This window comes from Streptomyces sp. NBC_00249 (assembly GCF_026342355.1).
GTDB lineage: Bacteria > Actinomycetota > Actinomycetes > Streptomycetales > Streptomycetaceae > Streptomyces.
This window is the reverse complement of record NZ_JAPEMV010000001.1, coordinates 747,099-766,341: the sequence shown is the minus strand read 5'-3', so window position 1 is coordinate 766,341 and position 19,243 is coordinate 747,099. Positions and strand designations below refer to the sequence as shown.

Sequence of the window (19,243 nt, the reverse complement as noted above, 5' to 3'; positions counted from 1 at the left end):
GCCCCGCCCCGCCCTGCGGGCCGGCCGTCCGGGGCGGGCCGGTCGGCGGGAGGGTCCGGCGGTCAGCCCAGGCCCGCCTCCACCCCGTTGCCCGGCTCGCGGACAGCTGCCAGGACCTGATCCATCCGCCGGGAGGTGTCGGCCAGCAGCTCGGCTGCCACCGGCAGGCGCTCCGCCTCGTACGCGTCGAGTACGTCCTCCCCGGCGGGTCCGGAGAGGGCGGCGGCCAGCGTCCGGCCGAGGGCCGCCGCGTCCTGGATGCCGGTGTTCATGCCCAGCCCGCCGGCGATGGGGTGGACGTGTGCCGCGTCCCCGGCGAGGAAGGTCCGGCCCTCGCGTATCCGGGTGGCCATGCGGACGTTGACCCGCCAGGCCGAGAGCCACGTCGGCTCCGCCAGCCGGATCCCCGGCACGCGGGCATGGCGGTCGAACAGCCGCTGGAAGCTCTCCAGTGAGGGCGGCAGAGGCTCGCCCCGCTCATCCAGTTCCCGCGAGGCCTGCAGCTGGAAGGTCTCGGTTCCCGGTATCGGACAGAGCAGCATGACGCCGCCGTCCGACGTGAACCACTGGTGCCAGAACTCTCGGCTCAGCCCGGCCGCCGTCACGTCCCCGAGCACCATCAGCTCGGCCTCCTCGGTACTCCCCTCGAAGGGGATCCCGAGGAGTTTGCGGGTGGTGCTGCGGCCGCCGTCGCATCCGGCGAGGTAGGCGGCTCGGATCGGCCGTCCGTCCGCCGGCTCCACGGTCACCCCGGCCGCGTCCTCGGTGATTCCGGCGATCCGGGCTCCGTACTCGACGTGTACGCCCAGTTCGGCGAGCCGGTCGCGCAATACCTCCTCGACCTGCCACTGGCCGACGAAGAGGGCCTCGTCGTACGCGGTGTCGTTGACGTGTGCGCCGTCGAAGTACTTGCGGAAGACCAGGCCTTCAGTGCCGATGTCCGTCATCCGCTCGGCCACCCCGAGCTGTCCGAAGACGTCGAGACTGCTCGGGTGGAGGGTCTTGCCGCGGGATTCGCGGTGCGGCGCGGGGCGGCGCTCGAGGACGCGTACGCCGACGCCGCGGCGGGCGAGGTCACAGGCCAGGGTCAGTCCGGTGGGGCCGGAGCCCGCGATCAGTACGTCGGTCATCGGATGTCCTCTCGTCGTCGATGACTCAAGGAGAACGCACCACGAGAGAAAAAGCAACCCGGTCACGAAATTAACTCGGTCATGATTCTGTGCTACGCTGTGCGGTATGGAGAACACGACGGGTCTGCGCGAGAGCAAGAAACTGCGTACGCGTCGCCAGCTGGCGGCCACGGCGCTGGAACTCTTCCTGGAGAACGGCTTCGACGCCGTGTCGGTCGCCGATGTGGCCGCCGCGGCACAGGTGTCCAAACCGACCCTGTTCCGGTACTTCCCGAGCAAGGAGGACCTGGTCCTCGACCGGTTCGCCGACCATCAGGACGAGGCCGCGCGCATCGTCCGCGACCGCGATCCCGGCCGGAGCCCGGTCCGGGCGGTCCACGAACACTTCCTGGCGGCCCTCGCCGAGCGCGATCCGATCACCGGGCTCTGCGACCACCCGAACGTGCTCGCCTTCGAGGGGCTGCTGTACTCCACCGCGAGCCTGGAGTCCCGCCTCGCGCACTACGCGGCGCGTGAGGTGGAGCTGCTCGCCGGGACCCTGGAGGCCGAGTCGGTCGCGCCCCTCACCGCCCGGCTGGCGGCCCTCCACCTGGTGACGGTGCGCCACGAGCTGGGCCGGGAGAACTATCTCCGGATCGCCGCCGGACAGAGCGCCGACGAGGCCTACGGGGCGGCGGTCGCCGACGCCGACCTCGCATTCGGCATGCTGGCCGAGGGGCTCGACCGGAGCTTGCCCATACCCTCGGCCTGAGACCGGAGGCAGCGGTCCGGCCGCAACCGGACGGACCCGCCCCTCAGCCCACGAGCATCCGCTTCAGCTCGCGCGCCGCGCGCGGCGGCGCCACGTCGGTACGGTGCGCCAGCGCGATCGTGCGGCGCAGCGGGGAGCCGGCCAGACGGCTGGCGCGCAGCCCCGGGCCGCCGTGGTCGACCACCATCGCCGGGACCACCGCGATGCCCAGCCCCGCCCGCACGAAGCCCAGTACCGCGTCCATCTCCCCGCCCTCCACCGTGAACGAGGGCTCGAAACCCGCCGCGCGGCAGGCGGTCACCGTCAGGTCCCGCAGGTCGTAGCCGTGGCGGAACATGACCATCGGCTCGTCCCGCAGATCGGCGATGGAGAGCTCCCCGCCGCCCGCCGGCGGAGGCAGATCGGCGGACGAGACCACCACCAGGTCCTCGGTCAGCAGCTCCACCGTGGTCAGCGCCGGAGCCGAGGGCGGCAGCGGCAGGGCGATCAGGGCCAGGTCCAGGACCCCGCGCGCGAGTTCCCGTACGAGGTCCAGCGAACCGCTCTCCTCGATCAGCAGCTCGATCCCCGGGTGCGCCGTGTGGAAGGCGCGCAGCACGCCCGGCAGCAGCCCCGTGCACACGCTCGGGGTGGCCCCCAGCCGCACTCGCCCGCGCCGCAGCTGGGCCAGCTCCTGCACCTCCAGCCGCGCCGTGTCCGCGTCCGCCAGGATCCGCCGGGCCAGCGGCAACAGGGCCTCGCCCGCGTCGGTGAGCGTGATGTTCCCGCGCACCCGGCTGAACAGTTCGGCCCCCAGCTCCCGTTCGAGGGCCTTGATCTGCTGCGACAGCGACGGCTGCGCCACGTGCTCGCGCTCGGCGGCGCGAGTGAAGTGCCGGGTCTCGGCGACGGCCACGAAGTAGACGAGCTGCTGGAACTGCATTCCGCCACGCTAACGCCTCGCGATAGGCAATGCCTATCGCGATCAGCTTTACGATGTCTTGGACCTTTCGGGACCTTCGTCCTTACGGTCGATGTCATGGCTCTGGCAACGCGGACGGATCGACGGCCGTCCACCTCGCGCACGCTCTGGGACTCCACCGTCGGTAAGAAGTCAGTGATGGCCGTATCAGGCCTGATCATGCTCGGCTACCTGGTCGTGCACATGCTCGGAAACCTCAAGATCTTCTTCGGGGCGGACGAGTTCAACGGCTACGCCCACTGGCTGCGCACCCTCGGCTCCCCCTTCCTCCACCACGAGTGGGCGCTGTGGATCGTCCGCGTGGTGCTCCTCGCCGCGGTCGTCGCGCACGCCGTATCGGCGTACCAGCTCAGCCGCCGGGGCCGGACCGCCCGCCCGGTGAAGTACGCCCACAAGCGCCGCCGCGCGAGCTACGCCACCCGCACCATGCGCTGGGGCGGCATCATCCTCGGCCTCTTCATCGTGTGGCACCTGCTCGACCTCACCACGCTCACCGTCAACGAGCGCGCCTGGACAGGCCACCCCTACGAGAACGTCCTCGCCACCTTCTCCACCTGGTACGGGAACACCATCTACATCGTCGCGATGGCCGCCCTCGGCCTGCACGTCCGGCACGGCTTCTGGAGCGCGGCCCAGACCCTCGGCGCCGGCAACGCCCGGCGCGAGCGGACGCTGAAGTTCCTCGCCAACGCCCTGGCCCTCGTCCTCTTCGCGGGCTTCGTCTCCGTCCCCGTGGCCGTCATGACCGGAGTGGTGAACTGACCATGAACGACACCCTCGTGAACGACTACACCCACTACACCACCGGCGAGCCGATCGCCGACACCAAGGCGCCGCCGGGCCCGATCGCCGAGCGCTGGGACCGCCGCCGCTTCGAGGCCAAGCTCGTCAACCCGGCCAACCGGCGCAAGCACCGGATCATCGTCGTCGGCACCGGCCTGGCGGGCGGCGCGGCCGGCGCGACCCTCGCCGAGCAGGGCTACCACGTCGTCCAGTTCTGCTTCTCCGACTCCCCGCGCCGCGCCCACTCCATCGCCGCGCAGGGCGGCATCAACGCCGCGAAGAACTACCGCAACGACGGCGACTCCGTCCACCGCCTCTTCTACGACACCGTCAAGGGCGGCGACTTCCGCGCCCGCGAGTCCAACGTCCACCGCCTCGCCCAGATCTCCGTCGAGATCATCGACCAGTGCGTGGCCCAGGGCGTCCCCTTCGCCCGCGAGTACGGCGGCCTCCTCGACACCCGCTCCTTCGGCGGCGTCCAGGTCTCCCGCACCTTCTACGCCCGCGGCCAGACCGGGCAGCAGCTGCTGCTCGGCGCCTACCAGGCGCTGTCCCGGCAGATCGCCGCCGGCAACGTCGAGATGCACGCCCGCACCGAGATGCTCGACCTGATCACGGTCGACGGCGTGGCCCGCGGCATCGTCGCCCGCGACCTGGTCACGGGCGAGATCTCCACCCACTACGCGGACGCGGTGGTCCTGGCGAGCGGCGGCTACGGCAACGTCTTCTACCTCTCCACCAACGCCATGAACTCCAACGCGACCGCCGTCTGGCGGGCGCACCGGCGCGGCGCGTACTTCGCCAACCCCTGCTTCACCCAGATCCACCCCACCTGCATCCCGCGCACCGGCGACCACCAGTCCAAGCTCACCCTGATGAGCGAGTCCCTGCGCAACGACGGCCGCATCTGGGTCCCCAAGGCCAAGGGCGACACCCGCCCCGCCGACCGGATCCCCGAGGAGGAGCGCGACTACTACCTGGAGCGGATCTACCCCTCCTTCGGCAACCTCGTGCCCCGCGACATCGCCTCCCGCGCCGCGAAGAACGTCTGCGACGAGGGCCGCGGCGTCGGCCCCGGCGGCCAGGGCGTCTACCTGGACTTCGCCGACGCCATCCGCCGCATGGGCAAGGACAAGGTCGCCGAGAAGTACGGCAACCTCTTCGAGATGTACGAGCGGATCACCGCCGAGAACCCGTACGAGGTCCCCATGCGGATCTACCCGGCCGTCCACTACACGATGGGCGGCCTGTGGGTGGACTACGACCTCCAGACCACCGTCCCCGGCCTGTTCGCGGTCGGCGAGGCCAACTTCTCCGACCACGGGGCCAACCGCCTCGGCGCCTCCGCGCTGATGCAGGGCCTCGGAGACGGCTACTTCGTCCTCCCCTCCACCATCAACGACTACCTCGCCCGCCACCCGCACCACGAGGAGGTCGACGACAGTCACCCCGAGGCCGCCGCGGCCGTCCGCGAGACCCGCGACTGCCTCGCCAAGCTGCTCGCCGTCGACGGCGACCGCACCCCCGACTCCTTCCACCGCGAGATCGGCGAACTCATGTGGGAGTACTGCGGGATGGCCCGCACCGAGGAAGGGCTCCGCAAGGCGCTCGCCCGCATCCCCGAGATCCGCGAGGAGTTCTGGCGGCACGTCAAGGTCCCCGGCAGCGGCGAGGAGTTCAACCAGTCGCTGGAGAAGGCCAACCGCATCGTCGACTACCTGGAGCTCGCCGAGCTGATGTGCCTCGACGCCCTCCACCGCGCCGAGTCCTGCGGCGGCCACTTCCGCGAGGAGTCCCAGACCCCCGACGGCGAAGCCGCCCGCCGCGACGAGGAGTTCGGCTACGCGGCCGCCTGGGAGTACCAGGGCACCGGAGCCGCACCCGTCCTGCACAAGGAAGACCTCGTCTTCGAGTACGTCCACCCCACCCAGCGGAGCTACGCATGAAGCTCACCCTGCGCGTCTGGCGCCAGCAGAACGCCGACGCCCCCGGCGCCATGGCCTCCTACGAGGTCGACGGCATCTCGAAGGACATGTCCTTCCTGGAGATGCTCGACACCCTCAACGAGGACCTCATCCTGCGCGGCGAGGACCCGGTCGCCTTCGACCACGACTGCCGCGAGGGCATCTGCGGCGCGTGCAGCCTCGTCATCAACGGCGACGCCCACGGCCCCGAGCGCACCACCACCTGCCAGCTCCACATGCGCTCCTTCGCCGACGGCGACACCATCGACGTCGAACCGTGGCGGGCCTCGGCCTTCCCCGTGGTCAAGGACCTGGTCGTGGACCGCACCGCCTTCGACCGGATCATCCAGGCCGGCGGCTACATCACCGCGCCGACCGGAGCCGCCCCCGAGGCGCACGCCACCGCCGTGCCCAAGCCCGACGCCGACTACGCCTTCGAGCACGCCGAGTGCATCGGCTGCGGGGCGTGCGTGGCGGCCTGCCCCAACGGCTCGGCGATGCTGTTCACCTCCGCCAAGGTCAACCACCTCAACGTGCTGCCGCAGGGATCGCCCGAGCGGGAGACGCGCGTGCTGGACATGGTGGCCCAGATGGACGGCGAGGGCTTCGGAGGCTGCACCCTGACCGGCGAATGCGCCACGGCCTGCCCGAAGGGCATCCCACTGCCCTCGATAGCCGCGATGAACAAGGAGTGGCTGCGGGCGGTCCGCAAGCGCTGAGCTGCCCGCCACTTTCGCTCCCGCAGCCACCGTACGGGCGCCCCGGCCCGCCGCCTGGGCCGATCGGCTGACCCGATCCGCCGACCGGGCGCTCGTACGGGCCGTACGCCGCGCCGTGCGGCGGCCGCGTCCGGAGCGTGGGGTTCAGTGGACCCCATGCCCCACGCCCCCGCAGGGACCGGACCGCGCCGCCGCACCGTGCTGGCCGCCGCCCTCGCCCCGCTGGCGGTGGCCGGCTGTGCGACGGAGGAACCCGCCGGTCCGGCCCCCGGACCGCAGCCGCCCGCCAAGGACGCCCTCGTGATGGTGATCCGGCACGCGGAGAAGCCCTACGCCGGGGACACCGGCGAGGACGACGAGGGCAACGACGACCCGGGCTCCCTCGCCGGGCGCGGGCGCCGCCGCGCGGAGGAGCTGGCCCGTCTCTTCGGACCGTCCGCCGGTGCCCGGCTGCCCCGGCCCGCCGCGCTCTTCGCGACCGGCGGACCCCCGAGCACCCCCGCCCGCTCCCGGCAGACCCTGGCGCCCCTGGCCACCGCCCTGCGGATGCCCGTACGAGGTGAATTCGCCCTCGGCACGGAAACCGCCCTGGCCAGCGCCGCCCTGGCCGGCCCGATGCCCGCACTCATCTGCTGGGAGCACACCGGGATCCCCCGACTGGTCCACGCCCTCGGCGCCCACCACGTCCTCGGCCTCCCGGCAGCCTGGCCCGACCGCCACGACCTCGTCTGGACCTTCACCCGCACCCGCGGCACCTGGACCTTCCGCGAACTCCCGCAGCACCTCCTGCCCGGCGACGCGTAGGCCCTCTAGACGAGGCCCAGGGCGCGCGCCAGGTAGGGGGCCGTGCGGCTCTCGGGGGAGGCGCAGACCTCCGAGGGCGGGCCCGCGGCCACGATGCGGCCGCCGGCCGTGCCGCCGCCCGGGCCCAGGTCCAGGACCCAGTCCGCGCTCGCCACCACCTCCATGTCGTGCTCCACGACCACCACCGAATGCCCCGCGTCCACCAGACCGTGCAACTGGCGCAGCAGCACCCGCACATCGGCCGGGTGCAGCCCGGTCGTCGGCTCGTCCAGCAGGTACAGGGTGTGGTCGCGGCGCAGCCGCTGGAGTTCCGTCGCCAGTTTGATGCGCTGCGCCTCGCCGCCCGACAGTTCCGTCGCGGGCTGACCCAGCCTCAGGTACCCCAGCCCGATCTCCTCCAGCGCCCGCAGGCTGCGCGCCGCAGCCGGTACCTCCGCGAAGAACGACGACGCGGCCTCGACCGTGAGGTCGAGGACCTCCGCGATGGTCAGCCCGCCGTGGCGGACCTCCAGGGTCTCGGCGTTGTACCGGGCGCCCGCGCACTGCGGGCACGGGGCGTACGTACTCGGCAGGAAGAGCAGCTCCACGGAGACGAAGCCCTCGCCCTGGCAGGTCTCGCAGCGGCCGCCCTGCACGTTGAAGGAGAACCGGCCCGCCTTCCAGCCCCGCGCCCGCGCCTGCGGCTCCGCCGTGAACAGTTTGCGGACGACGTCGAACAGCCCCGTGTACGTGGCCAGGTTGGAGCGCGGCGTGCGCCCGATCGGCTTCTGGTCCACCTCCACCAGCCGCCGTACCGGGAAGTCCGGCGAGGCCAGCCGCTCGCCGACCTCCTCCGCCAGCACCTGGCCCACCAGCGTCGACTTCCCCGACCCGGACACCCCGGTGACCGCCGTGAACACCCCGAGCGGGAACTCGGCGCTCACGTCGCGGAGGTTGTGCCGGTCGACGCCCGTCAGGCGTACGGTCCCGGTCGGGGTGCGGACCGTACGGGCCGCCGCCGGGGCCGGGTCCGCGAACAGGTGCCGGGCCGTCGCCGACTCCGCGACCCCCGCCAGTTCCCGCGGCGGCCCGCTGTACAGCACCCGGCCGCCGTGCTCCCCGGCCAGCGGTCCGACGTCCACCAGCCAGTCGGCGCGCCGCACCACGTCCAGATGGTGCTCCACCACGAACACCGTGTTCCCCGACGCCTTGAGCCGCTCCAGTACGCCGAGCAGCGCCTGCGTGTCGGCCGGATGCAGCCCCGCCGACGGCTCGTCCAGCACGTACACCACCCCGAACAGCCCCGACCGCAGCTGTGTGGCCAGCCGCAGCCGCTGGAGCTCCCCGGCCGACAGGGTCGGCGCGGTCCGGTCCAGGCTCAGGTAGCCGAGGCCCAGTTCGGTGACGGGCGCGATCCGCCCCCGCAGGTCCTCGACGAGGACCCGCGCGGCCTCCCCGGCCGCGGGGGCGGCGGTGAGGAGCCCGTCCAGCTCGGTCAGCGCCAGCGCCGCCAGCTCGGCGATCGTGCGGCCCGCGAACGTCACCGCGAGGGCCTCGGGCCGCAGCCGCCGGCCCTCGCAGAGCGGGCACGGGGCATCGGTGAGGAACTTCTCGGCGCGCGCCCGCAGGGTGGCGCTCTTGGTGTCGGAGAAGGTTCGCATCACATAGCGGTGGGCGCTCATGTACGTGCCCTGGTAGGGGCGTTGGATCCGGTCGGCCTCGCGCACCGGGTGCACGGTGACCACCGGCTGCTCCTCGGTGAACAGGATCCACTCACGGTCCCCGGGCGGCAGCTCCCGCCAGGGCCGGTCCACGTCGTGGCCGAGCACCTCCAGGACGTCCCGCAGGTTCTTGCCCTGCCAGGCTCCGGGCCAGGCGGCGATCGCACCTTGACGGATCGACAGGTCCGGGTCGGGTACGAGGAGTTCCTCGCTGGTGCGGTGGACGCGGCCGAGCCCGTGGCAGGAAGGGCAGGCGCCGGCGGCGGTGTTGGGGGAGAAGGCGTCGGAGTCCAGGCGCGGGGCGCCGGGCGGGTAGCTGCCGGCGCGCGAGAACAGCATCCGCAGGGAGTTGGAGAGGAGGGTGACCGTACCGACCGAAGAACGGGACCCGGGGGAGGAGCGGCGCTGCTCCAGGGAGACGGCCGGGGGCAGCCCGGTCACCGAGTCCACCTTCGGGGCGCCGATCTGGTGGATCAGCCGCCGGGCGTACGGGGCCACGGACTCGAAGTACCGGCGCTGGGCCTCGGCGTAGAGCGTGCCGAAGGCCAGCGAGCTCTTCCCGGAGCCGGACACCCCGGTGAAGACGGTCAGCGTGCCGCGCGGGATGTCCACGTCGACCCCGCGCAGATTGTGCTCCCGGGCGCCCCTGACCCGTACCCAGGGGTCGGGGGCGTCCGGCGGGAGGGTGGGCGGCAGATCGGTGGACTGGTGCATTCGCCCCAGTTTAGGGCCCTGACGGAGGGGCGGCGGGCCCCTGCGGGAGCTCCGAGAGCCCCGCGACCCGGGCCAGCCGGGTGAAGGTGTCCAGCAGGGCCGTCCGGTCGTACGTGGAGGTGGTGACCAGCAGCTCGTCGGCGCCGGTGGCCTCCTCGACCCGGGCCAGCTCCGCCGCCACCTGCTCCTCGGTCCCGGCGATGTGCCCGGCGAGGGCGCTCCCGTACCGCTCCCGCTCCTTCGGGGTCATCTCCAGGGCCTCGACCTCCTCGGCCGGGCGCAGGGGAGGGAAGCTGCCCCGGCTCTGGGAGTACGCGAGGGACCAGGCCTCCGGGACCAGGATCCGCCGCGCGGCCTCCTCGGTCGCGGCGACCGTCACCGTCCCGGAGACCACCACGTACGGTTCCAGACCCCAGGCGGAGGGCCTGAACTCCTTGCGGTACGTCTCGACGACCTCGGCGACCTTCGCGCGCGTCCGCAGGTCACCCACCACCATGGGCAGCCCGGCACGGGCCGCGATCCGCGCACCCTCGCCCGTGGCCAGGACGAACGGCGGGATCCGCAGCCCCTCGGCGGGGCGGGCGTGCACCTCGGGGTGTACCGACTGGGTGCCGTCGATCCAGCCCAGCAGCTCGGTCAGCTGCTCCTCGAAGCGGTCGGCGTCCTCGGTGTCGCGGCCCAGGGCGCGGCGGATGCCGTTGGTGAAGCCGACGGAGCGGCCGAGCCCCATGTCGATCCGGCCGGGGAACAGCGCCTCCAGCACCCCGAACTGCTCGGCGACGACCAGCGGCTGGTGGTTGGGCAGCATCACCCCGCCCGTGCCCACCCGGATCCGCCGGGTGGCGCCGGCCACGGCGGCGGCCAGCACGGTGGGGGCGGAACCCGCCACCCCGGGCACGCTGTGGTGCTCCGACACCCAGAAGCGGTGGTAGCCGAGGTCCTCGGCGGCGCGGGCCAGCTCCACGGTGTCGCGCAGGGCTTGCGGGGCCGTGTGCCCCTCGCGGGTGCGGGACCGGTCGAGTATCGAGATTCTTCGGATCACACCCGTCTCAACGCATGACGGCGGTGAGGATTCCCGGCCCACGGCCCGGTCGGGGCCCGCCCGACCGTGACACGAGCCGTCCTCCGCCGGCCCTCCACCGGTGTGCGGACCCGGCCCGCCCGGTCCGGGCGGGGGGTGCGGTCGTAGGCTGCGGCCATGACCGAGAGCGCATCCGCACGCCGTCCGCTGGCCGTCTTCGACATCGACAACACCCTGGCCGACACGGGCCACCGGCAGCACTTCCTGGAGGGCCGCCCCCGCGACTGGGAGGGCTTCTTCGGCGCCGCGCCCGCCGATCCGCCGCTCGCGCGCGGTGTGGCGCTGGCGGTGGAGAGCGCGGCCGACTGCGAGGTGGTGTACCTGACGGGCCGCCCGGAGCGCTGCCGGGCCGACACCGCCGACTGGCTGACCCGGCACGGGCTGCCCGAGGGGCGGGTCTGGATGCGCGGCGACCAGGACCGGCGTCCGGCCCGGCTGACCAAGCTGGACGTGCTCAAGCGGATCGCCCGGGGCCGCGAGGTGCGGATGCTCGTCGACGACGACGAACTCGTCTGCCAGGCCGCGCGCGCCGCCGGCTTCAGGGTGGTCCTGGCGGACTGGGCGGCGGACGCCCCGGAGCTCAAGGACGCCCAGGAGGGCGAGGGCCGCACCTGAGCGGCCGCTCCCGGCTGCCCGCCGCCCGGCAGTCCGCCCGGCCGCCCGTTGAGGGGGAGTCCCCGCGTCATTCCTCGCCGTCGAGGCGGAAGCCCACCTTCAGGCCGACCTGGTAGTGCGCGACCTGCCCGTTCTCGATGTGCCCGCGCACCTGCGTGACCTCGAACCAGTCCAGGTTGCGCAAGGTCTGGCCCGCGCGCGTGATGCCGTTGCGGATGGCCTGATCGATGCCCTCGTGGGAGGTGCCGACGATCTCGGTCACCCGGTAGGTGTGGTTGGACATGGGGTCTCCCGCCAGTCGTCGCTGTTGCCTTGTTCCAAGGTGCCCCAGTAAGAGTCGGTCCGCGAACTTTGCGTGAACAATCCCGGGTGAAAGGGCCTTGACCCGCCCATTGGTCTATGCCAATTTCAAGCCATCTGAGATCCATCCCCAGAAGGTGACCCTCGTGAAGATGCGCTTCCTCGCCGTGTGCACGGCCCTCGCGGCTGCGACCGCCCTGACCGGTTGCGGGCAGCTGGCCGGTTCCGGCGGCGGTTCCGAGAAGGTCACCCTCTGGCTGATGAAGGGCAGCGCCTCCGACGACTTCATCGCGAAGTTCACCGCCGATTTCGAGAAGCAGCACCCCGGCGTCGACCTCGACGTGAAGATCCAGGAGTGGAAGGGCATCGGCGACAAGGTCAACGCCGTCCTCGCCGGGACCGGCAAGGACGGCGCCGACGTCATCGAGGTCGGCAACACCCAGGTCGCCCAGTACGTGGAGACCGGCGGCCTCTCCGAGCTCACCCTCGAAGGCCTGCGCGAATGGGGCAGCAAGGACTGGCTGCGAGGCCTCTCCGACCCCGGCAGCGTCAACGGCGCCCAGTACGGAGTCCCCTGGTACGCGGCCAACCGGGTGGTGATCTACAACAAGGACCTCTTCGCGAACGCCGGGATCAAGACCGAGCCCAGGACCCGCCAGGAGTGGATCTCCGCCACCCAGAAGCTCGACAAGGGCGACCAGCAGGGCATCTACCTCCCCGGCCAGAACTGGTACGTCCTCGCCGGCTTCGTCTGGGACGAGGGCGGCGAGCTCGCCGTCGAGACCAGCGGCCAGTGGGTCGGCGCCCTCGACGACGAGAAGGCGCTCGCCGGGATGGAGTTCTACAAGCAGCTCCAGGCGCTCGGCGACGGCCCCAAGGACGCCGACGAGGAGACGCCCCCGCAGTCCGGGGTCTTCGCGCGCGGCCAGGTCGCCCAGATCATCGCCACGCCCGGCCAGGTCGCCGAGATCGAGGCGGCCAACCCGGCGCTCAAGGGCAAGCTCGGCTACTTCCCGATCCCCGGCAAGGCCGCCGACAAGCCCGGCGCCGTCCTCACCGGCGGCTCCGACCTGATCATCCCGGAGAAGACGAAGAACCGCCGCCAGGCCGTGGCCGTGATCACCGCCCTGGTCAGCGAGAAGTGGCAGACCGAACTCGCCCGCACGATGAGCTACGTCCCCAACAAGACCACCCTCGCGCACGTGGTCGAGGGCAACGACGGCGCCACCGCGATGGCCCTCGGCGCAGCCCAAGGGCGGGCCACCCCCAAGTCCGCGCGCTGGGCCGAGGTCGAGGCCAAGAACCCGATCAAGCCCTTCATGACCGCCGTGCTCGGCGGCCAGGACCCCCGCCAGGCCGCGAAGGCCGCATCGGACACGGTGAGCAAGGTCCTCAGCTCGGACCGTTGACCCGGACGGGTCACGGACGCGCTGAGCGCTGAGTTCAGCCGCCGCACATCCAGGTGCCGCTGAGCGGTCATGTCGAATCCAGCCGGTCACGGAAGAAGTAAAGGAGCCGGGCCCGCCACCTGCGGCCCGGCTCCCCGTGCCCGGATCAGGAGCAGCCATGACCATCGCCCCCCTGTCCCCGTCCCCCCTCGCACCCCCCGCCCCCTCCGCCGCCCCGGCCCCTTCCGTCACCCCCGCCACCAGCCCGGGCGGCACCCCCCGCTACGCCGTCCGGCTGGCCCGCGACGAGGACGAGGTCCGCGCCGCCCAGCGCCTGCGCCACCAGGTCTTCGCCGGAGAGCTCGGCGCCCGCCTCGACGGCCCCGAGCCGGGCCTCGACTCGGACGCCTTCGACGCCTACTGCGACCACCTGCTGGTCCTCGACGAGGAGAGCGGCCAGGTCGTCGGCACCTACCGGCTGCTGCCCCCCGAGCGCGCCGCCGTCGCCGGACGCCTCTACTCCGAGGGCGAGTTCGACCTCTCCGCCCTGGCCCCGATCCGCCCCGACCTGGTCGAGGTCGGCCGCTCCTGCGTGCACCCCGACCACCGCAACGGCGCCGTCATCGCCCTGATCTGGGCCGGCCTCGCCCGCTACATGGACCGCTCCGGCCACAACTGGCTCGCCGGGTGCTGCTCGATACCGCTCGCCGACGGCGGGGTGCTGGCCGCCGCCACCCGCGAGACCGTCCTGGCCCGCAACCTCGCCCCGCAGGAGTACCGCGTCACCCCGCACCAGCCCTGGAACCCCGAGGGCATCACCGTCCCCGGCCGGATGGAGCTGCCCCCGCTGCTGCGCGGCTACCTGCGCCTGGGCGCATGGGTGTGCGGGGAGCCGGCCCTCGACGCCGAGTTCGGCTGCGCCGACCTGTACGTGCTGCTCTCCCTGCGCCGGACCAATCCGCGCTACCTGAACCACTTCCTCTCGCTCACCCCGGGCGCATGAGCGTCTGGCTGCCCACCGCGCCCTGTACCCCCGAGGCCTGCGCCGGCCACCCGGGCAGGGCCGCGAGCGTCCCGCGCGCCGTGCTCAGGCTGGCGACCGCCCTCGCCCTGATGGTGCTCGCCGTCGCGGCCGCCGCACCGGTACGGCTGCTCCCCGTACGCCCCCGGCACGCCCTGGTCCGGGGGTGGGCGGTGGCGCTCGTCGGGGCCCTGGGGGTACGGGTCACCGTGTACGGCGCCCCCGGCCCGGACGGGGGCCGGCTGATCGTCGCGAACCACATCTCCTGGCTGGACATCCCGCTCGTCGCCGCCGCCCTGCCCTGCAGGATGCTGGCCAAGAGCGAGGTCGGCGCCTGGCCGGTGCTCGGCCGGCTCGCCGCCCAGGCGGGGACCCTGTTCATCGAACGCGACCGGATCCGGGCCCTGCCCCGCACGGTCGAGGCCCTCACCGGGGCGCTGCGGGCCGGGGACCGGGTCACCGTCTTCCCCGAGGGCTCCACCTGGTGCGGCCGCGCCCAGGGGGTCTTCCGGCGGGCCGCGTTCCAGTCGGCGCTGGACGCGCGGGTACCCGTACAGCCCGTACGGATCGCCTACCGGCTCGCGGACGGGGAGCTCGCGGGGGCGCCCGCCTTCGTCGGGGACGACCCGCTGACGGCCTCGCTGTGGCGGATCGCCCGCTCGCGCGGGGTGCGGGCCGAGGTGTGGCTGCTGCCCAGGATCCCGCCCGGCCGCCACCCCGACCGGCGGGAGCTGGCCGCCGCCGCGCGCGAGGCCGTACTCGGCGGGGCGGAGCGCGTGGCGCCGCTGCCGGGCGTACCCGTACAGCAGCGGCGCCACGCCGTCGGCTCACCCGGTCAGGAGGAGACCCCGTCCGCCACCGACAGGGAGAGTGCGAAGCGGCCCTCGGAGTCCGTCCACCACTGGGTCAACTCCAGCCCGGCATCGGCCAGTTCCTTCCGGACGCCCTCCTGACGGAACTTCGCCGACACCTCCGTGAGGATCTCCTCGCCCGCCTCGAACGGCACCACCAGATCCAGCGCCCGGATCTTGACCGTCACCGCGGACACGGCGCGCAGCCGCATCTCGATCCACTCGTGCTCCCGGTTCCACACCGCCACGTGGGCGAAGTCGGCGGTGTGGAAGTCCGCGCCCAGCTCCCGGTCGATCACCGAGAGCACGTTCTTGTTGAACTCCGCCGTCACCCCCCGGGCGTCGTCGTACGCCGCCACCAGCTCGGCCTCGTCCTTCACCAGGTCCGTCCCCATCAGCAGCGCGTCCCCGGGCGACAGCATCGCCCGTACGGACGCCAGGAACGCGGCGCGCTCCGGCGGCAGCAGGTTGCCGATCGTGCCGCCCAGGAACACCACCAGCCGCGGCCCCCGGGTCCCGGGCAGGTGCAGCGGCTTCGTGAAGTCGGCCAGCAGGGCGTGCACCCCCAGCCCCGGGTGCGCCGCCAGCAGCGCCTGGCCGGCCCCCGTCAGCGCGCTCTCGCTGACGTCCACCGGGACGTACGTCTCCAGCGCCGGCATGGCCTCGATCAGGTGCCGGGTCTTCTCCGAGGAGCCGGAACCCAGCTCCACCAGGGTGCGCGCGCCGCTGGCCGACGCGATCTCCTGGGCCCGCGCCAGCAGGATCTCCCGCTCGGCGCGCGTCGGGTAGTACTCGGGCAACCGGGTGATCTCCTCGAAGAGTTCACTGCCCCGGGCGTCGTAGAACCACTTGGGCGGCAGCTCCTTGGGGAAGCGGGTCAGCCCGCTCAGGACGTCCGCGCGCAGCGCCGACTCGGCGGCGTGCTCGTCGAGGGTCCGGGTCAACTGGAAGTCGCTCACGGGGAGATCTCCTTGAGGGGGGTCAGGGCGACCCGCGTGCGGGTGGCGGTCAGCAGGGTCCGGTCGGGGACCTCGCACCAGAGGGGGTCGTCGTCGTGCGGCTCCGAGGCCACGACCACCCGGCCAGCGCCGGGGTCGGACAGGTACCACAGCGAATCGCCCCAGGCCGTGGCGGCGATGGCGGCGCCGTCCGTCAGCAGCAGGTTCAGCCGGGAGCCCGGCGAGGCGGTGGCCGCCTCCCGGACCGTCTCGGCCAGGGCCGTGCCCAGGTCGTCGCCCTGGTGCAGCCGGTGCAGGGCCAGCGCCCACAGCAGCGCCGAGTCGGTGCGCGCGGCCAGCTGGAGCAGGTCCAGGGCGGGCAGCCCGGCGGCGAGCGCCGCCATCGAGTCGGGCCAGTCCCGCAGGGCGCCGTTGTGGCTGAACAGCCAGGGACCCGAGGCGAACGGAGCCGCGGCCGCCTCCCCGTCGGAGCCCGCGAAGGTGGCGTCGCGTACGGCGGCCAGTACGGCCCCGCTGCGCACCACGCGGGCCAGGTCCGCGAAGGCGGGGTCCCCCCACAGGGGCCGGTCCCGCCGGTAGCGGGCCGGGACCGGGTCGCCGTCGGCGTACCAGCCCACGCCGAAGCCGTCCGCGTTGACCGTGCCGTGGCGCTGGCGGCGCGGCTGCCAGGACTGGTGTACGAGGGAGTGCTCCGGCTCGCTCAGCAGCCGTCCCAGGGGCACGGGCGGGCCCAGGTAGGCGAGGTGGCGGCACATCAGAGGCTCCTCGCGGTGCGGAAGCCGGAGAAGATCTGCCGCCGCACCGGCAGGTCCCAGTTGCGGAACGTGCCCCGGCAGGCCACCGGGTCCACCGCGAAGGAGCCGCCGCGCAGCACCTTGTGCTCGGGCCCGAAGAACACCTGCGAGTACTCCTCGTACGGGAAGGCGCGGAAGCCCGGGTACGGCAGGAAGTCCGAGGAGGTCCACTCCCAGACGTCGCCGATCAGCTGGCGCACCCCGAGCGGGGAGGCTCCGGCCGGGTAGCCGCCCGCCGGGGACGGGCGCAGGTGGCGCTGGCCCAGGTTGGCGTGCGCCGGGGTCGGGTCGGCGTCGCCCCAGGGGTAGCGGCGGGAGCGGCCGGTGGCCGGGTCGTGGCGGGCGGCCTTCTCCCACTCCGCCTCGGTGGGCAGCCTGCGTCCGGCCCAGCGGGCGTAGGCGTCGGCCTCGTACCAGCTGACGTGCAGAACCGATTCTTCGCCGGGTACCGGCTCGATCACCCCGAACCGGCGGCGCAGCCACTGCCTGGCCTCGCGGTGCCAGAACAGCGGGGCCTCGATCCCGTGCGTACGGATCTGCTCCCAGCCCTCGGCCGCCCACCAGCGGGGGTCGTGGTAGCCGCCGTCCGCCATGAAGGCCTGGTAGGCGGCGTTCGTCACCGGAGCCGTGTCGATCCAGAAGGCGGCGAGGTCCCGGACGTGGGCGGGCCGTTCGTTGTCCAGCGCCCAGGGCTCGGTGGAGGTGCCCATCGTGAACGGACCCGCCGGGACCAGGACTTCGGCCGCCTCCGGCGGCGGACCCTGCGCGGGGCCCGGGTCCGGGGCGGTCAGGACCGGCCCGCCGTGGCGCAGCTGATGGGTGATCAGCATCGTTTCGTCGTGCTGCTGTTCGTGCTGGGCGATCATGCCGAATACATAGCCCTGGTCGAGCAGCGCCGTACCCTCCAGCGGAGTGCGCTCCAGCAGGTCGAAGACGCGCCCGCGGACCTCGGCCGTGTACCGGCGGGCCGCCTCCGGGCCCAGCAGGGGCAGCTTCGGCCGCTCGGCACGCGGGTGCTCGAAGGCGTCGTAGAGCGGATCGATCTCCGGGTGCATCGACGGGCGGCCGGCCACACGGCGCAGCAGCCAGAGCTCCTCCATGTTCCCGATGTGCGCCAGGTCCCAGACGAGCGGGGACATCAGGGGCGAGTGCTGCGCGGTGAGGTCCCGGTCGCTCACGGGATCGGTCAGCGCGGCGGTGCGGGCGCGGGCGGCCGTCAGCGCGGCGACGGCCCGCTCGCGCAGCCGCTCGGGGTCGGTCCCGGGGTGGGTCTGGGGGTGGGTCTCGGTGGTCACGCGTGCTGCCCCTTCCCGACGGACTGCCGTCCGAGCTCGTGTTCCGCGGTGTCGTCGGCCGGACATCGGCCGCGCCGTACGTAGCGCTCGGCGAAGTCGCCGACCGCGTCCAGGACGGGCGGGCTCGCCCCGAGCCGGGGCAGCGCCTCGGCGGCCGCCGCGAAACACGCGAGGGCGGCGCCGCGCAGGTCCGGATCGGCCAGCCCGGCGCGCGCGGCGGACCTCCACAGCGGGTTGCGGGGGGCGGGCCGGGCGCCGTGGGCGTCCGCGAGGGCCTTCACCGCCCGGTAGGCGGTCTCGGCGGCCTCCGGGTCGTCGAACAGCGCGTGCACCACGGCCGCCGGGACCATCCAGCCGTCCTCGCCCGGCTGCGCGTCGATCATGCGCAGTTCCAGGTGGCCGCGCGGTCGGACCGGCGGGAAGAGGGTGGTGAGGTGGTAGTCCAGGTCGGCGGCGGTCGGGGCGCGGCCGACGACCGCGGCGCCGGTGCGCAGCCAGTCGCGGAAGGTGAGCCCGCGCGGCACCGCCCAGGGCCCGTCGCCGTCGGACCGTACGCACATCACTTCGGTGTCCAGCGCGTGCCGGGTCCACGCCGCGCGGGGTTCGGCCTCCAGCGGCGGTGCCAGCGCCCGCCGGGCGTCGATGTCGTCCCAGATGCCCTGCCGCGCACACCGCCAGCCCCGGTACGGGCCCTCGTGCGCGGGGGAATTGGCGAAGACGGCCACCAGTACCGCGCCCAGCAGGTGCGCCATCCGCCAGCGGCGGCCGTGGCCGAGCGGGCCCGGCTCCTCCTGGCCCGCGTCCACGCAGACCTGCACGGAGGCGGAGGAACGCATCATGGCGCGGCCGGCCGGGCCGGTGCGGTCGAAGTAGGTCTCCATCGCCCCGTAGCGGGGACTGTCCAGCAGCCGGCGCAAGGGCCGGCGCGGATCCAGGCCCAGGCCCCGCAGGACGAGGCCCTGGCCGAGCAGGGCGCCCCTGACGGCGGTGAGATCGGCCTGGAGGCCGTCCACGCACCCGGTCAGGGAGGCGGCGGGGGCGGAGCTGAGCTCCAGCTGGCCCCCCGGTTCGACGGTGAGGCGGGAGTGCAGCGACAGGGCGCGGGCCGCCTCGTGGGCGGCGGACAGCCGCTCGGGCGGCAGCGGCAGCCAGGGCCGCTCGGCGTCCAGCACCAGCCACTCCAGCTCGGCGCCGACCAGCCGGGGCGGGCCGGTCTTGAAACAGATGCCGTGGACCAGGTCCTCGGCGGCCGCTTCGCTCAGCGGGGTCCGTTCGCGGTTGTCGGTGAGTGGAGCGGGTGAGTCCTCGGGCATGACCGGGTCCTCGTCTCCTGTTGTCGGCCGTGATGTCACCCGTGCCTACCCGTCCTCGGCGCACAAATTCCTTTGCCGCCCCCGGCGGCTGCGCCGGAGG

At 73.3% G+C, this 19,243-nt stretch carries 18 protein-coding genes; 9 read left to right on the top strand and 9 right to left on the bottom strand.

Features of this window, described 5'->3' with window-relative positions:
• Positions 1–62: 62 nt before the first annotated feature.
• On the bottom strand, positions 63–1,130 hold the full coding sequence (locus OOK31_RS03440) for an FAD-dependent monooxygenase (protein WP_267010820.1): 1,068 nt from the start codon (positions 1,128–1,130) through the stop codon (positions 63–65).
• A gap of 106 nt (positions 1,131–1,236) precedes the next feature.
• Here OOK31_RS03440 and OOK31_RS03435 point away from each other — a divergent pair, with 106 nt between their 5' ends.
• Positions 1,237–1,881, top strand: coding sequence for a TetR/AcrR family transcriptional regulator (locus OOK31_RS03435; protein WP_267010819.1), 645 nt, complete (start codon positions 1,237–1,239; stop codon positions 1,879–1,881).
• Between the two features lie 43 nt (positions 1,882–1,924).
• Here OOK31_RS03435 and OOK31_RS03430 read toward each other — a convergent pair whose 3' ends face one another.
• The gene (locus OOK31_RS03430; RefSeq protein WP_267010818.1) at positions 1,925–2,803 is read right to left on the bottom strand and encodes a LysR family transcriptional regulator; all 879 of its coding nucleotides are present in this window, start codon (positions 2,801–2,803) and stop codon (positions 1,925–1,927) included.
• 96 nt (positions 2,804–2,899) lie between these two features.
• Here OOK31_RS03430 and OOK31_RS03425 point away from each other — a divergent pair, with 96 nt between their 5' ends.
• From OOK31_RS03425 to OOK31_RS03410, 4 genes are all read left to right on the top strand, one after another.
• On the top strand, positions 2,900–3,604 hold the full coding sequence (locus OOK31_RS03425; RefSeq protein WP_267010817.1) for a succinate dehydrogenase cytochrome b subunit: 705 nt from the start codon (positions 2,900–2,902) through the stop codon (positions 3,602–3,604).
• 2 nt (positions 3,605–3,606) lie between these two features.
• A complete protein-coding gene (locus tag OOK31_RS03420) occupies positions 3,607–5,571 on the top strand; it encodes a fumarate reductase/succinate dehydrogenase flavoprotein subunit (RefSeq protein WP_267010816.1) in 1,965 nt (654 codons plus the stop codon).
• On the top strand, positions 5,568–6,308 hold the full coding sequence (locus OOK31_RS03415; RefSeq protein ID WP_267010815.1) for a succinate dehydrogenase/fumarate reductase iron-sulfur subunit: 741 nt from the start codon (positions 5,568–5,570) through the stop codon (positions 6,306–6,308). Before OOK31_RS03420 ends, OOK31_RS03415 begins: the two co-directional genes overlap by 4 nt.
• Positions 6,309–6,464: 156 nt before the next feature.
• Entirely contained in the window at positions 6,465–7,112 is a 648-nt protein-coding gene (locus OOK31_RS03410; RefSeq protein WP_267010814.1) for a hypothetical protein, read from the top strand.
• Between the two features lie 5 nt (positions 7,113–7,117).
• On the opposite strand, the gene OOK31_RS03405 is transcribed toward OOK31_RS03410, so the two are convergent.
• Both OOK31_RS03405 and OOK31_RS03400 read right to left on the bottom strand, forming a co-directional pair.
• Positions 7,118–9,526 (bottom strand): excinuclease ABC subunit UvrA, encoded by a 2,409-nt coding sequence (locus OOK31_RS03405; RefSeq protein WP_267010813.1) that lies wholly within the window; start codon positions 9,524–9,526, stop codon positions 7,118–7,120.
• Positions 9,527–9,536: 10 nt separating this feature from the next.
• A complete protein-coding gene (locus OOK31_RS03400; RefSeq protein WP_267010812.1) occupies positions 9,537–10,568 on the bottom strand; it encodes an LLM class flavin-dependent oxidoreductase in 1,032 nt (343 codons plus the stop codon).
• A 156-nt stretch (positions 10,569–10,724) separates the two neighbouring features.
• On the opposite strand from OOK31_RS03400, the gene OOK31_RS03395 reads away from it, so the two are divergent.
• Positions 10,725–11,222, top strand: a complete 498-nt coding sequence (locus OOK31_RS03395; protein WP_267010811.1) for a hypothetical protein — start codon at positions 10,725–10,727, stop codon at positions 11,220–11,222.
• Positions 11,223–11,289: 67 nt separating this feature from the next.
• Here OOK31_RS03395 and OOK31_RS03390 read toward each other — a convergent pair whose 3' ends face one another.
• On the bottom strand, positions 11,290–11,505 hold the full coding sequence (locus OOK31_RS03390) for a dodecin (RefSeq protein WP_267010810.1): 216 nt from the start codon (positions 11,503–11,505) through the stop codon (positions 11,290–11,292).
• A 169-nt stretch (positions 11,506–11,674) separates the two neighbouring features.
• Between OOK31_RS03390 and OOK31_RS03385 the strand changes: the two genes are divergently transcribed.
• From OOK31_RS03385 to OOK31_RS03375, 3 genes are all read left to right on the top strand, one after another.
• Positions 11,675–12,931 carry an extracellular solute-binding protein gene (locus OOK31_RS03385; protein ID WP_267011818.1) on the top strand — a complete coding sequence of 419 codons (1,257 nt, stop codon included), beginning with the start codon at positions 11,675–11,677 and terminating at the stop codon, positions 12,929–12,931.
• A gap of 157 nt (positions 12,932–13,088) precedes the next feature.
• Positions 13,089–13,913: a GNAT family N-acetyltransferase gene (locus OOK31_RS03380; protein ID WP_267010809.1), complete on the top strand. Its 825-nt coding sequence runs from the start codon at positions 13,089–13,091 to the stop codon at positions 13,911–13,913.
• Positions 13,910–14,884 carry a 1-acyl-sn-glycerol-3-phosphate acyltransferase gene (locus OOK31_RS03375; RefSeq protein WP_267010808.1) on the top strand — a complete coding sequence of 325 codons (975 nt, stop codon included), beginning with the start codon at positions 13,910–13,912 and terminating at the stop codon, positions 14,882–14,884. The genes OOK31_RS03380 and OOK31_RS03375 overlap by 4 nt, the downstream gene beginning before the upstream one ends.
• Here the strand turns inward: OOK31_RS03375 and egtD are convergent.
• The 4 genes from egtD to egtA are packed head-to-tail and all read right to left on the bottom strand — an operon-like array spanning position 14,767 to position 19,143.
• The gene (gene egtD / locus OOK31_RS03370; RefSeq protein WP_267010807.1) at positions 14,767–15,741 is read right to left on the bottom strand and encodes an L-histidine N(alpha)-methyltransferase; all 975 of its coding nucleotides are present in this window, start codon (positions 15,739–15,741) and stop codon (positions 14,767–14,769) included. The genes OOK31_RS03375 and egtD overlap by 118 nt on opposite strands.
• On the bottom strand, positions 15,738–16,496 hold the full coding sequence (gene egtC / locus OOK31_RS03365) for an ergothioneine biosynthesis protein EgtC (RefSeq protein ID WP_267010806.1): 759 nt from the start codon (positions 16,494–16,496) through the stop codon (positions 15,738–15,740). The genes egtD and egtC overlap by 4 nt, the downstream gene beginning before the upstream one ends.
• Positions 16,496–17,830 (bottom strand): ergothioneine biosynthesis protein EgtB, encoded by a 1,335-nt coding sequence (gene egtB, locus OOK31_RS03360; protein WP_267010805.1) that lies wholly within the window; start codon positions 17,828–17,830, stop codon positions 16,496–16,498. Before egtB ends, egtC begins: the two co-directional genes overlap by 1 nt.
• On the bottom strand, positions 17,827–19,143 hold the full coding sequence (gene egtA, locus OOK31_RS03355; protein ID WP_267010804.1) for an ergothioneine biosynthesis glutamate--cysteine ligase EgtA: 1,317 nt from the start codon (positions 19,141–19,143) through the stop codon (positions 17,827–17,829). Before egtA ends, egtB begins: the two co-directional genes overlap by 4 nt.
• Positions 19,144–19,243 lie beyond the last annotated feature (100 nt).

Excerpts from the sequence above, each read along its gene's own strand:
- OOK31_RS03405 (WP_267010813.1), bottom strand. The coding sequence starts at position 9,526 with ATGCACCAGTCCACCGATCTGCCGCCCACCCTCCCGCCGGACGCCCCC.
- egtA (WP_267010804.1), bottom strand. The coding sequence starts at position 19,143 with ATGCCCGAGGACTCACCCGCTCCACTCACCGACAACCGCGAACGGACC.
- OOK31_RS03440 (WP_267010820.1), bottom strand. The coding sequence starts at position 1,130 with ATGACCGACGTACTGATCGCGGGCTCCGGCCCCACCGGACTGACCCTG.
- OOK31_RS03380 (WP_267010809.1), top strand. The coding sequence starts at position 13,089 with ATGACCATCGCCCCCCTGTCCCCGTCCCCCCTCGCACCCCCCGCCCCC.
- OOK31_RS03415 (WP_267010815.1), top strand. The coding sequence starts at position 5,568 with ATGAAGCTCACCCTGCGCGTCTGGCGCCAGCAGAACGCCGACGCCCCC.
- OOK31_RS03385 (WP_267011818.1), top strand. The coding sequence starts at position 11,675 with ATGCGCTTCCTCGCCGTGTGCACGGCCCTCGCGGCTGCGACCGCCCTG.
- OOK31_RS03425 (WP_267010817.1), top strand. The coding sequence starts at position 2,900 with ATGGCTCTGGCAACGCGGACGGATCGACGGCCGTCCACCTCGCGCACG.
- OOK31_RS03410 (WP_267010814.1), top strand. The coding sequence starts at position 6,465 with ATGCCCCACGCCCCCGCAGGGACCGGACCGCGCCGCCGCACCGTGCTG.
- OOK31_RS03395 (WP_267010811.1), top strand. The coding sequence starts at position 10,725 with ATGACCGAGAGCGCATCCGCACGCCGTCCGCTGGCCGTCTTCGACATC.
- egtC (WP_267010806.1), bottom strand. The coding sequence starts at position 16,496 with ATGTGCCGCCACCTCGCCTACCTGGGCCCGCCCGTGCCCCTGGGACGG.
- OOK31_RS03435 (WP_267010819.1), top strand. The coding sequence starts at position 1,237 with ATGGAGAACACGACGGGTCTGCGCGAGAGCAAGAAACTGCGTACGCGT.
- OOK31_RS03375 (WP_267010808.1), top strand. The coding sequence starts at position 13,910 with ATGAGCGTCTGGCTGCCCACCGCGCCCTGTACCCCCGAGGCCTGCGCC.
- OOK31_RS03390 (WP_267010810.1), bottom strand. The coding sequence starts at position 11,505 with ATGTCCAACCACACCTACCGGGTGACCGAGATCGTCGGCACCTCCCAC.
- OOK31_RS03430 (WP_267010818.1), bottom strand. The coding sequence starts at position 2,803 with ATGCAGTTCCAGCAGCTCGTCTACTTCGTGGCCGTCGCCGAGACCCGG.
- OOK31_RS03420 (WP_267010816.1), top strand. The coding sequence starts at position 3,607 with ATGAACGACACCCTCGTGAACGACTACACCCACTACACCACCGGCGAG.